A 244-nucleotide genomic window follows, 5' to 3' on the forward strand; every position below is an offset into this window, starting at 1 on the left:
GACGGGCGCCACCCCGTTCGACCTGGCTGGCGGCGGGCTGCGCCGGCTCGACGCGGGGGAGCGGGCCGGCCTGCAGGCGGTGCTCGAGCCGCCCGTGCCGCTCCGCCCGCTGCCGAGGACGGCCGTCGTGGAGCCGGCGTCGCACTACCCGCTGTCCGTGCGCTGGTCCGACCTCGACTCCTACGGCCACGTCAACAACGTCAAGTACTTCGACTACGTGCAGGAGGCGCGGATCGTGCTGATG

At 73.8% G+C, this 244-nt stretch carries 1 protein-coding gene; it reads left to right on the forward strand.

Translation table 11 applies throughout. The annotated features are described in order from the left end of the window. Positions 1-244 (forward strand): acyl-CoA thioesterase (locus ACSNOK_RS35785; RefSeq protein ID WP_436784829.1); only part of this gene is annotated, 244 nt, incomplete at both ends.

Origin of the sequence: Streptomyces sp. URMC 126 (assembly GCF_051386555.1) — a bacterium.
Taxonomy (GTDB): domain Bacteria; phylum Actinomycetota; class Actinomycetes; order Streptomycetales; family Streptomycetaceae; genus Streptomyces.